11 protein-coding genes are annotated in these 12,182 nt (G+C 72.8%); 6 read left to right on the top strand and 5 right to left on the bottom strand.

The window, feature by feature from the left end; translation table 11 throughout:
• The first annotated feature begins 1 nt into the window (after position 1).
• From ACFYWG_RS22570 to ACFYWG_RS22550, 5 genes are all read left to right on the top strand, one after another.
• Positions 2-1,336 (top strand): sulfate adenylyltransferase subunit 1, encoded by a 1,335-nt coding sequence (locus ACFYWG_RS22570; RefSeq protein ID WP_376325296.1) that lies wholly within the window; start codon positions 2-4, stop codon positions 1,334-1,336.
• A 216-nt stretch (positions 1,337-1,552) separates the two neighbouring features.
• On the top strand, positions 1,553-2,656 hold the full coding sequence (locus ACFYWG_RS22565) for an aliphatic sulfonate ABC transporter substrate-binding protein (protein ID WP_385417549.1): 1,104 nt from the start codon (positions 1,553-1,555) through the stop codon (positions 2,654-2,656).
• Between the two features lie 35 nt (positions 2,657-2,691).
• Entirely contained in the window at positions 2,692-3,480 is a 789-nt protein-coding gene (locus tag ACFYWG_RS22560; protein ID WP_376325290.1) for an ABC transporter ATP-binding protein, read from the top strand.
• Entirely contained in the window at positions 3,467-4,360 is an 894-nt protein-coding gene (locus tag ACFYWG_RS22555) for an ABC transporter permease (protein ID WP_383500366.1), read from the top strand. Before ACFYWG_RS22560 ends, ACFYWG_RS22555 begins: the two co-directional genes overlap by 14 nt.
• 5 nt (positions 4,361-4,365) lie before the next feature.
• Positions 4,366-5,106: a sirohydrochlorin chelatase gene (locus ACFYWG_RS22550; RefSeq protein WP_376325284.1), complete on the top strand. Its 741-nt coding sequence runs from the start codon at positions 4,366-4,368 to the stop codon at positions 5,104-5,106.
• 79 nt (positions 5,107-5,185) lie between these two features.
• On the opposite strand, the gene ACFYWG_RS22545 is transcribed toward ACFYWG_RS22550, so the two are convergent.
• The 3 genes from ACFYWG_RS22545 to ACFYWG_RS22535 form a co-directional block, all read right to left on the bottom strand.
• Positions 5,186-5,995 carry a GvpL/GvpF family gas vesicle protein gene (locus ACFYWG_RS22545; protein ID WP_389203098.1) on the bottom strand — a complete coding sequence of 270 codons (810 nt, stop codon included), beginning with the start codon at positions 5,993-5,995 and terminating at the stop codon, positions 5,186-5,188.
• Between the two features lie 148 nt (positions 5,996-6,143).
• The gene (locus ACFYWG_RS22540) at positions 6,144-6,515 is read right to left on the bottom strand and encodes a DUF4440 domain-containing protein (RefSeq protein WP_383500375.1); all 372 of its coding nucleotides are present in this window, start codon (positions 6,513-6,515) and stop codon (positions 6,144-6,146) included.
• Complete coding sequence (locus ACFYWG_RS22535; RefSeq protein WP_389203096.1) at positions 6,508-7,056, bottom strand: DUF1697 domain-containing protein; 549 nt, start codon at positions 7,054-7,056, stop codon at positions 6,508-6,510. The genes ACFYWG_RS22540 and ACFYWG_RS22535 overlap by 8 nt, the downstream gene beginning before the upstream one ends.
• 477 nt (positions 7,057-7,533) lie before the next feature.
• Between ACFYWG_RS22535 and ACFYWG_RS22530 the strand changes: the two genes are divergently transcribed.
• Positions 7,534-9,783, top strand: coding sequence for an MMPL family transporter (locus tag ACFYWG_RS22530; RefSeq protein ID WP_389203094.1), 2,250 nt, complete (start codon positions 7,534-7,536; stop codon positions 9,781-9,783).
• 108 nt (positions 9,784-9,891) lie between these two features.
• On the opposite strand, the gene ACFYWG_RS22525 is transcribed toward ACFYWG_RS22530, so the two are convergent.
• Entirely contained in the window at positions 9,892-11,706 is a 1,815-nt protein-coding gene (locus ACFYWG_RS22525; RefSeq protein WP_389203092.1) for a caspase domain-containing protein, read from the bottom strand.
• The gene (locus ACFYWG_RS22520; protein ID WP_383500387.1) at positions 11,703-12,095 is read right to left on the bottom strand and encodes a hypothetical protein; all 393 of its coding nucleotides are present in this window, start codon (positions 12,093-12,095) and stop codon (positions 11,703-11,705) included. Before ACFYWG_RS22520 ends, ACFYWG_RS22525 begins: the two co-directional genes overlap by 4 nt.
• Positions 12,096-12,182 lie beyond the last annotated feature (87 nt).

Here is a 12,182-nt window from a genome sequence, read left to right as displayed (position 1 = left end):
GATGAGCACGATCACCACCGAGGAGCTCGCGGACACCACCCTGCTGCGCTTCGCCACCGCGGGCTCCGTCGACGACGGCAAGTCCACCCTGGTGGGCCGCCTGCTGCACGACTCCAAGTCGGTCCTCACCGACCAGCTGGAGGCCGTGGAGCGCGCCTCCGCGAGCCGCGGGCAGGACGTGCCCGACCTGGCGCTGCTGACCGACGGCCTGCGCGCCGAGCGGGAGCAGGGCATCACCATCGACGTGGCCTACCGCTACTTCGCCACGCCGAGGCGGCGGTTCATCCTCGCCGACACCCCCGGGCACGTGCAGTACACGCGGAACATGGTCACCGGCGCCTCCACGGCCGAGCTGACGGTCGTCCTGGTCGACGCCCGCAACGGCGTCGTGGAGCAGACCCGGCGGCACGCCGCCATCGCCGCCCTGCTGCGCGTGCCGCACGTGGTGCTCGCGGTCAACAAGATGGACCTCGTCGGCTACGAGGAGAAGGTGTTCGCGGCGATCGCCGAGGAGTTCACGGCGTACGCCACCGAGCTGGGCGTGCCGGAGGTCACCGCGATCCCGATCTCGGCGCTGGTGGGCGACAACGTCGTGGACCCGTCCTCGCACATGGACTGGTACGGCGGCCCGACCGTGCTGGAGCACCTGGAGACGGTGCCGGTCAGCCACGACCTGAGCCACTGCCACGCCCGGCTGCCCGTGCAGTACGTGATCCGGCCGCAGAGCGCGGACCACCCCGACTACCGGGGCTACGCGGGCCAGATCGCGGCCGGTTCCTTCCGGGTCGGCGAGGCCGTGACCGTGCTGCCGTCGGGGCGCACCTCGAAGATCTCCGGCATCGACCTGCTGGGCGAACCGGTCGACGTGGCCTGGACGACGCAGTCGGTGACCGTCCTGCTGGAGGACGACATCGACATCTCGCGCGGCGACCTGATCGTGCCGAGCAAGGACGCCCCGGCGACCACGCAGGACGTCGAGGCGACCGTCTGCCACGTCGCGGACGCCCCGCTGACCGTCGGCCACCGGGTGCTGCTCAAGCACGGCACGCGTACGGTCAAGGCGATCGTCAAGGACATCCCGTCCCGGCTGACGCTGGACGACCTGTCGCTGCACCCGCACCCGGGGCAGCTCGTCGCCAACGACATCGGCCGGGTCAAGATCCGGACCGCCGAGCCGCTGCCGGTCGACTCCTACGCCGACTCGCGCCGCACCGGCTCGTTCATCCTGATCGACCCCGACGACGGCACCACCCTCACCGCCGGCATGGTCGGGGAGTCCTTCGCCGCCCCCGAGCCCGTCAAGGACCGGGCCGAGGACGACGGGTGGGACTTCTGACATGAGCGCCCCGGACTTCTACTCCCTGTTCGCCAAGGAGGGCGGCCGCGTCGGCAGCGGTGTGCTGGGGAGCGGGCAGGGCGGAGTGGCGCGATGTGCGCGCTGATGTCCGCGCACCGCTCGCGCGCCCTCGACCCCCGCCGCCGAAAACCCGCCGACCTCCCGGCCACGACCTGACAGACCGTGACCGCCGGGCCTCCGAGAGGACCACCTCCCGTGCCTGCACCATCCGCCCTGCGCCGCGGCCTCGCGGCCGTGGCCGCGCTGCCCCTGCTGACCCTGGCCGCCTGCGGCTACGGATCGCAGGCCAAGGACGACGGCGCCGCCCGGGTCGCCGCCGGGGCGAAGAGGATCGACGGTCTCGACAGCGTCAAGATCGGCTACTTCGGCAACCTGACCCACGGCACCGCCCTGGTGGGGATGCAGAAGGGCTTCTTCCAGAAGGAACTCGGCGCCACCCGGGCCGAGCCGGCCGTCTTCAACGCCGGTCCCTCCGAGATCGAGGCGCTGAACGCGGGGTCCGTCGACATCGGCTGGATCGGCCCCTCCCCCGCCCTCAACGGCTACACCAGGTCGGCCGGCAAGAACCTGCGCATCATCGGCGGTTCGGCCTCCGGCGGGGTGAAGCTGGTGGTGAACCCGGACAAGGTCACGAGCCTGAAGGACGTCGAGGGCAAGCGGATCGCCACCCCGCAGCTGGGCAACACGCAGGACGTGGCGTTCCTCAACTGGGTCGCGGAGCAGGGCTGGAAGGTCGACCCGCAGAGCGGCAAGGGCGACGTCACGGTCGTCCGCAGTGACAACAAGGTCACCCCGGACGCCTTCGCGTCCGGTTCGGTCGACGGCGCGTGGGTGCCGGAGCCGACCGCGTCGAAGCTCGTCGCCGAGGGCGGCCGGGTGCTCCTGGACGAGTCGAGCCTGTGGCCGGACGGGAAGTTCGTGATCACCAACATCATCGTGCGGCAGGACTTCCTGGAGAAGCACCCGAAGGTGGTCGAGGCCGTGCTCCGGGGCTCGGTCAGGACCAACCAGTGGATCAACGCCCACCCGGACGCGGCGAAAAGGGCCGCGAACGAGCGGCTCGCGCGGGACTCCGGCAAGGCCCTGCCCGCCGCCGTGCTGGACCCGGCGTGGAAGTCCATCCGGTTCACCGACGATCCGCTGGCCTCCACGCTCGGCACCGAGGCGGAGCACGCCGTGAAGGCGGGCCTGCTGCAGAAGCCGGACCTGAAGGGCATCTACGACCTCGCGCCGCTGAACGAGGTCCTGAAGGCCGAGGGCGAGCCCACGGTCGACGACGCCGGCCTCGGCGTCGGCTGAGCCCGCATCCCGAACACTCCCAGGAGGTGACGACCATGGCCACGACCCTCGCCAAGGCCGCCGACGGCACCGAGGCGGCCACACACGCCGCACGGATCGAGCATGTCTCGAAGTCGTTCGCGGGCCCCGCCGGACAGCAGCTCGTCCTCGACGACATCACCCTCGACGTCGCGCCCGGAGAGTTCGTCACCCTGCTGGGTGCCTCCGGCTGCGGCAAGTCGACCCTGCTCAACCTGGTGGCGGGCCTGGACCGGCCGAGCGCCGGCGAGATCACCACGGACGGGCGTCCGGCGCTGATGTTCCAGGAGCACGCCCTGTTCCCGTGGCTGACCGCGGGCAAGAACATCGAACTCGCCCTGAAACTGCGGGGCATGGCGAAGGCCGAACGCCGGGAGCGGGCCGAGGAACTGCTCGGGCTCGTCCGGCTGAAGGGCGCCCACGGCAAGCGCGTCCACGAGCTGTCCGGCGGGATGCGCCAGCGGGTGGCGCTGGCCCGGGCGCTCGCCCAGGAGAGCAACCTGCTGCTGATGGACGAGCCGTTCGCGGCGCTGGACGCCATCACCCGGGACGTGCTGCACGACGAGCTGACCCGCATCTGGCGCGAGACGCAGGTGTCGGTGCTGTTCGTCACGCACAACGTGCGCGAGGCGGTCCGGCTCGCGCAGCGCGTGGTGCTGCTGTCCTCCCGCCCGGGGCGGATCGCCCGCGAGTGGACGGTGGACATCCCGCACCCGCGCCGCATCGAGGACACCGCCGTCGCGGAACTGTCCGTCGAGATCACCGAAGAACTGCGTGGGGAGATCCGCCGCCATGGCCAGCACTGATGCCACGACCGTCACCAAGGACGGCAGCGATCTCGCCGGGCTAGAGGCGGGCCTGGACGCACTGGAGACGGTGCCGACCGGCCGCAAGCCGTTCCGGCAGACACTCACCGAGAAGATCTTCCCCCCGGTGCTCGCCGTGGCGCTGGTGATGGCCGTCTGGCAGGCCCTGGTCTCCTTCAAGATCGTCGACGATCCGACCAAGCTGCCCGCACCGTCCGCGGTGTGGGACGTGGTGCACACCGCGTGGCTCGAGGGCGAACTGCTCGGCTACATCTGGACCAGCGTCTCGCGCGGTCTGCTCGGCTTCTGCCTGGCCCTGGTGATCGGCACCCCGCTGGGCCTGCTGGTCGCCCGGGTCAAGTTCGTCCGCGCGGCCATCGGCCCGATCCTGTCCGGCCTGCAGTCCCTGCCGTCGGTCGCCTGGGTCCCGCCGGCGGTCATCTGGCTGGGCCTGAACAACTCGATGATGTACGCGGTGATCCTGCTCGGCGCGGTGCCCTCGATCGCCAACGGCCTGGTGTCGGGCGTGGACCAGGTGCCGCCGCTGTTCCTGCGCGCGGGCCGCACCCTCGGCGCCACCGGCCTGAAGGGCACCTGGCACATCGTCCTGCCCGCGGCCCTGCCCGGCTACGTGGCCGGCCTGAAGCAGGGCTGGGCGTTCTCCTGGCGCTCGTTGATGGCGGCCGAGATCATCGCCTCCTTCCCCGACCTCGGTGTCGGACTGGGCCAGTTGCTGGAGAACGGCCGCAACGCCAGCGACATGGCCATGGTGTTCGAGGCCATCCTGCTCATCCTGATCGTCGGCATCGCCATCGACCTGCTGATCTTCAGTCCGCTGGAGCGGTGGGTGCTGCGCAGCCGCGGCCTGCTCGTGAAGTGAGTGACATGATCCAGCCGCCCGTCCTCCTGGTCATCGCCCACGGCAGCCGCGACCCGCGCCATGCCGCGACCGTGCACGCCCTGGTGCGCCGGGTGCGCGCGCTGCGCCCCGGCGTGCGGGTGGAGACCGGCTTCCTGGACTTCAACGTGCCGTCCGTGCAGGGGGTGCTGGAGTCCCTGGCGGTCCAGGGCGTCCGTGACGTCGTGGCGCTGCCCCTGCTGCTCACCCGGGCCTTCCACGCCAAGGCGGACATCCCGGCGGTCCTTGCGGAGGCGCCCGCGCGGCTGCGCATCCGCCAGGCGGAGGTCCTCGGCCCCTCCCCGCTGCTGCTCACGGCGCTGGAGCGGCGGCTGTACGAGGCGGGTCTGACGCCCGCCGACAAGTCCTCGACCGGGGTCGTACTGGCCTCGGCGGGGTCCTCCGACCCGGAGGCGAACGCGGTGATCGCAGCAATCGCGCGGGAGTGGCGGCACACCGGCTGGTGCGCCGTGCGGCCCGCGTTCGCCTCCGCCTCCCTGCCCCGCACGCAGGACGCGGTCCGCGCACTGCGCGCCCTCGGCTGCTCCCGGGTGGCCGTCGCCCCCTACGTCCTGGCACCGGGCTTCCTGCCCGACCGCATCGCCCGGGGCGCGGCGGAGGCGGACGTCCTCGCGGACGTCCTGGGTCCGGCGCCCGAGGTGGCCCGGGTGGTGCTGGAGCGCTACGAGGCGGCGCGCGTACCGGCGTTGCGGGCCGCGAGCGCCTGAGCCGCCACCCCGGGCGGCACGGACGGCGTCCTGACCGGACGGCCGGGAAGGCGCGAACGCCCTCACGGAACGGACGGCGTCACGGCGCGGGTTCCGGCTGGAGGGCGAAGGAGTACGGGGCCCACGGGCCGGTGACCTCCACGCGCAGTCCGGGGATGCCCCGGGCGACGGCGAGGACGCCCGTGCGGAAGGCGTCGACGCGGTCCCGGGGGACGAGGTAGGCGTCGTTGCCCAGGGTCGTGCCGCGCCCCGCCGGGCCGGTCCGCTCGGGGCTGTGGGCGACACGGTCGACGGAGAGGACCCCGGCGGTCTCGGTGAGGCGCGCCGCGCCGTGGACGACCGCGTGCCAGGCCTCCTCGGTCCTGCGCTGCCTGCGGCGGCGCAGGGCCTGGTAGGCCCGGCCCACCCCGAGCCCCGGCGCCGCCTCCTGGGTGCTCCGCGGATCGCTCCCCGGCGGGACGGCGTCCGGCGCGGCGTAGATCTTGACGCCGAGTTCCACGTGCCCGGTGAGGCGGGCCAGCAGGGAGAGGAAGTAGTCGCGGCGGGTGTCGAGGGCGTGCCGGGCGCTGTGCTCGTCGGGGTAGACCGTGGCGAGGCGCAGGGGCAGGACGGCCGTGCCGGAGGCGACCAGGCCCGCCACCACGCCGTGGTGGGAGCGGACCGTGGACTCCAGCCAGTCCAGGTTGTCCAGATGCGCCTGTAGGGGGGCCTCGGCGTAGTCGCCGGGCGGTACCGGGCCGACGGCGAAGGACAGGGGCGAGGCGTCGGTCGCCGGATCCACCAGACGGACCGGTTCTCCGGCCACGCCGCGCAGGTGTGCCGCCGCCGCGGCGGCCTCGGGGGTGCGGCGCAGGACCGCGTAGGCGTAGACGAGGTGGGTGTCGGTCATGACTGCGCGCTCCTGTCGCCGGCCGTGCGCTCCCTCGGGCGAGACTCCGTGTCCGTGCCGTCCGTCGCCCGTAGGTACGGCTGCGGCGACCCGCCTGTTCACACGCGGCGGGGCCGGCCCGCCCGGGAGGGGTGACCGGCCTACCGGGTCACCGGGTCGGCGGGCCGAACGGGGTCGCCTGGTGGAAGTACAGCCGCCACGCGCCGTCCGTCCGCCGCCACAGCGAACTGCGGTGCGCCAGGCGGCCGTCGAGTTCCGTGTCGTAGACGAGGTGGACCAGGTCCGGGGCGAGCCGCACCCCGCGCATGCCGGTCGTCGCGGCGGGCCGGTCGCCGGCGTCGGCCTCGGTCAGCAGGGCGATGATCCCGGCCCGGTCCCAGTGCCGCCCGGAGGCGCCGAACTCGTGGAAGTCCGGGTGCAGCAGCGCCTCGACCCGCTCGGGCGAGCGGCCCGTGCGGGGGTCGAGCAGGGCCAGCTCGCCCTCGACGGCCGCCCGGATGCCGGGGTCGGGCTCAGGCATCCGTCATCTCCACCAGTTTGAGGACGGTGTTCCAGTTGCGGGTCGTGGCGATCAGGTTCCGGGTGATGCGGGGCCTGGCCAGTTGTTCGGCCAGCTTCGAGCGGCCCAGGCCGTCCGGGGCGTACAGGTACAGGGCGCGGTCGCCGAGGCGGAACTCCTCCGGGAGGTGGGCGGCCGGGTCGATCCCGGCGAAGCGGTCGGGGGTGACGGGTGCGGAGAAGTAGGTGACGTGGAGCTGCTTCGGCTCCAGGCCGGCGGCCGGGAAGGGGCAGCCCTCGGCGATCGCCCTCAGGTAGGCGTGGTCGCGCACGATCACGTCGACAGCGAATCCGAAGTGCTGCTCGACGGCCTGCGCGATCCCGGCGGCCAGCGACTCCTCGTCGCCGTGCGCGGCGGAGAACACGGCCTGGCCGCTCTGGAGGTAGGTGGCCACGTCGCCGTGGCCCAGGTCGGTCAGGAGCGCGCGCAGTTCGGCCATCGGGACCTTCCGGCTGCCGCCCACGTTGATCCCGCGCAGCAGGGCCGCGTAAGTCGTCGTCATCCGCTCACCCTAGGTCGTGTCCGCGGAGTCCGTCCGTCCGCCCGGAGGGCAGGAGGGACTCCGCGGACACGGCCTACGGCCCGTCGTCCGGACCGGGCCGGCGGGAATGCCTGCCCCGCTCGGGTCGGCATGGTCCCGATGCCAGGCCCTGAGGCGGCCGTCGTGCCCCGTGGGGGCGGGCACGACGGCCGGGCGGGCCGCTGCCCGGCCCCGAAATTACTCACGGGTCGCCGCGCGGCACAACCGTCTGCCCAGGATCCACACACCCCGGCGGCCTCGGGGTGCGTCCCTATAGGTGTAAGGGACCACGGTCGGTGCGGGTCCTCCCCAGTGGGGAGAGGGCCAGGTCCGAGGGGAGGACACCGGCCCCGCCACTTCACCGGCCAGCACGACGAGATGGTCTTGCCCGGCGCCTAGTTTCGAGACGGAAGCGGGCGGCAGGGGGCCGCCGCCGAGGCACGAGGGGGCAGACCCGTCATGGGCAACGGAGAAACACGGGTGCGGGGGTTCGCCGCCCGGGCCGGCGGCTGGAGCGCCCGGCACCGATGGGCCGCGGTCGGCATCTGGGTCCTGTTCGTCGTCCTGGCGATGGGACTCGGTTCGGCGGCCGGCCGGGTCGACGTCAAGGACAGCGACCAGCTGAAGGGCGAGACGCACACCGCCGCGCGGATCGTCGAGGACGCCGGCATCGAGGAACCGGCCGGTGAGACCGTCCTCATCCAGGCCCGGGGCGGCGGCCTCCAGGCGACCGACGCCGAGTTCCGCGACGCCGTCACGGCGGTCGTGGAGGCCGTGGAGGCGACCGGCCGGGTCACCGACGTGACCTCTCCCTACGAGGCGAAGACGATCTCGAAGGACGGGCGCAGCGCGCTGGTGCAGTTCGACATGCGCGGCCCGTCCGACACCGCCGGCGAGCGGGTCGAGCCGGTGCTGAAGGCCGTCGAGGGGGTGCAGGAGGACCACCCGTCGCTGCGGATCGAGGAGATCGGCGGCGCCAGCATGATGAAGACGTTCGACGACGCGTTCGGCGACGACTTCAAGAAGGCCGAGTACTCGGCGGTGCCGGTCGCGCTCGGCATCCTGCTCATCGCGTTCGGGGCGCTGGTCGCCGCGCTGCTGCCGGTGGCGCTCGCCGTCACCGCGATCATGGCGACGATGGGCCTGATGGGCGTCGTCAGCCACGTCATGCCGATGAGCGAGACCGCCAACTCCGTGATGCTGCTGGTCGGCATGGCGGTCGGCGTCGACTACTGCCTGTTCTACCTGCGCCGCGAGCGCGAGGAGCGCGAGGCCGGGCGGGACGCGCAGACGGCGCTGCGGATCGCCGCCGCGACCAGCGGCCGGGCGATCGTGGTCTCGGGCGTCACGGTGTGCGTGGCGATGGCGGGCATGCTGTTCACCGGGCTCGCCGAGTTCGAGGCGATGGGCCTGGCCTCGCTGATGGTGGTCGCCGTGGCCATGGTCGGGTCCGTGACCGTGCTGCCGGCCCTGCTGTCGCTGCTCGGCGAGCGGGTGGAGAAGGGCCGTATCCCCTTCCTGCGCCGGCGCAAGCGGGCCGCCCGCGGGGACAGCCGGTTCTGGACGGCCGTGCTGCGGCGCGTCCTGGCCCGTCCGGTGGTCTCCGTGGCGGTGGCGGCCGGGGCGCTGCTCGCCATCGCGGCTCCCGCGCTCGGCATGAAGACGCAGCAGCTCACGCTGGACCAGGAGTTCGGCGACTCGCTGCCGATCGTGCAGACGTACAACCGGCTCAACGAGGCCTTCCCGGGCGGTTCGGAGCCGGCCGAGGTGGTCGTCAGGGCGCGGGACGTCAACGCGCCGGAGGTGAAGGCGGCGCTCGCCGACTTCCGTGACCGGGCGATCAGTTCGGGCGCCTCCCGCGGCCCGGTGGAGATCAAGCTGCACGACGCGCAGAACGTGGCGTTCGTCTACGTGCCGCTGGTGGGCGGCTCCGACCTGGACAAGGCCGGGCAGAGCCTGGACAAGCTGCGCGACGAGGTGCGTCCGGCCACGCTCGGCAGGGTGGAGGGCCTGGAGGCTCCGATCACCGGGCAGGTGGCCGGGTCGAAGGACTTCAACGACCAGCTGGCCGGGGCGGTGGTGCCGGTGTTCGCGTTCGTGGTGGTGTTCGCCTTCGCGCTGATGCTGCTGTCGTTCCGCTCGCTGACGATCGCGCTGACGTCGATCGTGCTGAACCTGCTGTCGGTGGGCGCCGCGTACGGCATCCTCGTGGCGGTCTTCCAGCACGGCTGGGGCGCGTCCCTGGTCGGCGCCGAGGGCGTCGGCGCGATCATCACCTGGCTGCCGCTGTTCCTGTTCGTGATCCTGTTCGGCCTGTCGATGGACTACCACGTGTTCGTGGTGTCGCGGATCCGTGAGGCGCGGCTGCGCGGGCTGGAGACGAAGGACGCGATCCGGCACGGCGTGGTCACCACGGCGGGGGTCGTCACGAGCGCCGCGGTCATCATGGTCGCCGTGTTCGCCATCTTCGGGACGCTGTCCATGCAGTCCATGAAGCAGATGGGCGTGGGCCTCGCGGCGGCCGTCCTCATCGACGCGACGATCATCCGGGGCGTGCTGCTCCCGGCGGTGATGGCCCTGCTCGGGGAGCGCAACTGGTACCTGCCCAAGTGGCTGCACCGGATGCCCGACCTCACCCACGACGAGGCGCCGCAGGCGGTCGCGCGGGCGGCGGCACGGGACGACGAGGGCGCACCGCTCAAGGTCTGAGCGGCGCGATGTGCGACGGGCCCGTCGGCTGCCGGGGCGGCCGACGGGCCCTTCCACGCCCCGCCGCGCCTCGGTGCCGCGGACCACCGGCCGAGCTGCGGCCGGTGGTCACCACTCGCCGCTGCCCACGAGATAGGTGATGCCCGCGAGGACCGCCAGGGTCAGGGCGGGGATCGCCAGGCCCTTCGCCACGGAGGTCAGGGTGTGCGTGCCACTCGCCGCCCGCCGCGTGTAGCGCTCGCGCCGTGCGTCCAGATCGTGCCGGGCGAACGCGCCGGCGATCAGCGCCGCCGCACCGGTGACCAGGCAGACGATCAGCGGGGTGAGTGCCCCCTGCGCGCGGACACTGTCCTCGACTTGCCCCGTGGACCCTGCGTCGACCCGCGCGGTGACGGCCATCACGGCCCTCTGCAGGGTCATGAAGAGCAGGGCGAGCGCCGTGACGGCGAGGGCGAGGGCGGCACCGGCGAGGGCGGGAGCGCGCCGGGACGAGGTGGTGCGGCCCGTCGGTTCCCGGTTCTCGCCGGTCCGGGGCGGCTCCTTCGGCGGGGGTGGGACGCGCGGCGGAGCGAACACCACCGTGGGCCGCTCGCCGCCCGCCGGCGGCTTCGGCGTGCGGGAGCGGTTCGCGGCGTCCGGTCCGCGCGGCTCGGGAGCGTCGTCCGCGGGGGTCACCTCGGCCTCGACGTGGATCACCGATTCGTCGGCCACGCCCTTCAACGCGAGGTCGCCGGACAGGTGCCCCGTGCGAGCCGTGTCGACGTGGACCTCGAGGCCGCTCCGGGTCGGATCGACCCGCAGCCACGACTGCTTGGGCTGGGCCAGGCAGTGCCGTGCCAGGGGTGGGCCGTGCAGGGTCACGGTCCGCCGGGGAGGGTGCGAGCCCTTCGGAACGCGGCCGAAGTCCAGGTGGTCCGGGGACGGTGCCAGGCGGATCTCGCGCAGGGCGGCGGCCGCCTGGTCGGCGAGGGGCTGGACTTCGTTCTGGGCGACCTCCGCCAGGTGCTGACGCGCCCCTTCCGCCACGGGCAGCTCCGGGCGCTGCAGGCGAGCACACAACTCCGTGACGGCGCCCCGCCGGGTGAGGAACTCGTCGCTGCTCATGGCCGTCCTCAGGGCGGGCGGCGACGGGAGGGCCACGATCTTGATGCCGCCGCGCCGGCTGTGCGCCAGGTGCAGCTCCCCCTGCAGCTCCGCCGCCTTCTTCGGCGTCTGGTGGGGGTTCTGCTCCCGTACGTGCCGGAAGACGTACTCGTACAGTTCGTCGAGGGAGACGTGACCGTCGGCGTCGAGATCGGCCTCGCCCGTCTCCAGGCCTTCGACCACCGCGCGGGTGAACAACGAGGGGTGCGGAGCGGAGTTCTCGGCGAGTTCGTCGCCCTCGAAGGAGTACTCCATGGAGTCGGACGCGGTGATGACGGCCCAGCCCCGCCCGCTGTCCGGCTCGTCCTTCGCGAAGGACTCGAGGACGTTGACCTCTCCGGAGGCACGCACGGAGCCCGAGCCCCGGGAGAAGGCGCCGCCGTAGCAGCAGTCGAGGAACAGGACGCTGCGGCCCGCCCGGGTGGCGGACATGCAGCCGCGGACGAATTGCGAGGGGACGGCGGTGGCGGCCAGCAGCGAGGGCTCGGTGTCGCTCGCGGCGAAGTACAGCTCGCCGGACTCGCTCTTGAGGCCGTGGCAGGAGAAGTGCAGAAGGAGCGTGTCGGCGCGGCGGCGGTCCGTGAAGAAGCCCTGGATGCGCCGGCGCATGAGGTCGGCCGAGGCGTTGTGCACGACCTCCACCTCGAAGTCGCCGATCTGCGGGTCGTGCAGCACCCGCTCCAGAGCCCCGGCATCCTGGGCGGGCGCCCTGAGCTGCTTGAGTCCCTGGTCGGCGTACCGGTCGTTGGCGATGATCAGTGCGTGCCGGGAATCCGTCATGGCTCGGCTCCGGCTTTCGCGTGGCGCTCGACGAAGGTCCTGAACGCCTCGGCGACCTGGTCCTCGGTGGCCTCGGACACCTCCAGGACGTCGTCCCCCATCTGCAGGCGCAGGGACGGACGGGTCTCGTGGCGACGGCCCAGCCACGACCGGATCACGCTGATCACCTGGTTCAGGGCGGTCGCCGAGCTGCCCAGAGTCACCAGCAGGGCACCGATCTGGGTGACGTCCACGGCCCGCGCTCCGGGCGGGACCTCGCCGCCGGGGACCGTGGTGACGTCCTCCACGTCGAGGTCGAGCAACTCCTCGCGCAGGTGGCCGGTCAGCTCCGCGACGCGTTCGGCTTCCGCGTCCTCCTCGGTGAGGAGGATGTGCAGTTCGTTCTCCACCGGGTCACCCCCGTGTTTGTCCGTCGGGGCGGCGCAGAGTCGGAGTGTCGGTGGGCTCCACGTCATCACTTACAGTTTCCGCTGCTC

The sequence above is a fragment of the Streptomyces sp. NPDC003456 genome (assembly GCF_042878735.1).
Classification (GTDB): domain Bacteria; phylum Actinomycetota; class Actinomycetes; order Streptomycetales; family Streptomycetaceae; genus Streptomyces.
Note: the sequence above shows the minus strand (reverse complement) of the source record. Positions and strands in the feature narration are given on the sequence as shown.